Annotated in this window: 1 protein-coding gene; it reads right to left on the bottom strand. The window is 64.3% G+C overall.

From position 1 onward, the window contains the following. Positions 1 to 190: 190 nt before the first annotated feature. Positions 191 to 949 (bottom strand): HNH endonuclease signature motif containing protein, encoded by a 759-nt coding sequence (locus E3O45_RS17750; RefSeq protein WP_198418201.1) that lies wholly within the window; start codon positions 947 to 949, stop codon positions 191 to 193. Positions 950 to 1,057: the final 108 nt, after the last annotated feature.

The following is a 1,057-nucleotide window of genomic DNA, read 5'->3' on the forward strand; positions in this document are numbered from 1 at the left end:
AGGTGGAAGCCCGCTCTCAACGCCTTCGCCATCACCTTCCACGACCGCTGGCCGAACGCAGAATCCTACTAATGAAAAACGCCGGAAACACCGTTACTGAGACACACCCGTCTGGTTCCGCGCATCGAGCTGTTGATGTTGGACCAGTGACAGGGCGGCGACGTAACGATCGAATTTGAGGCGCTGGATCCTAGAACGGTGGCGGGTCGGTGTCGTCGGTGTCCCAGTCGGTGTTCGAGGGAGTGTTCCAGGGGATGTTCCAGGGGTCGGGCGGTGGTGGGGCTGGTGGTTCTGGTGGGGATGGTGCCGGTGGTGGCGTTTCGGTTTGCTGCAGGTGCGGACGGATGCGGGTGGCGGGGTCGGTGGCGTAGTGTTTGCCGGCGGGGCTGGTCCAGTGGACGGTGCCGTCGGGGTCGGCGACGGCTTTCCAGTCGGAGAAGTGTTTGAGGTTGTGGTGGGCGGGCGAGAGGAAGTGGAGGTTGGTGGCGGTGGTGGGGCTGGCGAATTGTTTATCGATGGTGTGGTCAAGGTCGGAGTGGCCGGCGGAGCGGTTGCAGCCGGGGAACCGGCAGGTTCCATCGCGTAGGCGCAGGTATTTCTTCAGCGCGGCCGGCACGCGGAACGGGGTGGAGCTGACGTCGAGGACGATGCCGGTGTGCGGGTGGGTGAGGACGCGGAGGAAGCTCGTCGCCGTCCCAGCCAGCCGGCGGGCCGTCTCCGGGTCGATCGGGCCGTACCCTTCGAGCTCGGCGGGTTCCTCACTCTGACCCATCAGGGTGAGGACGGGGACGGTGATGTTGACGTTGGCGGTGAGGCCGGCGCCGAGACCTGTGCCGGTGACGCCCTGCTGGAGCAGGTCAATGGCGACGTCGGCGCGGAGTTGGCTGAGGGTGCGGGGCTCATCGGGGCCCTGCAGACTGATCGCAGCATCGGTGACGCGGGTATAGATGAGCTGCTGCGGATATCTCGGACAGTGGGCCCTCTTAAAATGGGGCGTTACTGAAAGTAGAGATCAGCATGACCGCATCGCGGAGAAAATTTACCCAGGAGTTCAAGG

This window comes from Cryobacterium sp. TMS1-20-1, assembly GCF_004402355.1.
GTDB classification, from domain to species: domain Bacteria; phylum Actinomycetota; class Actinomycetes; order Actinomycetales; family Microbacteriaceae; genus Cryobacterium; species Cryobacterium levicorallinum.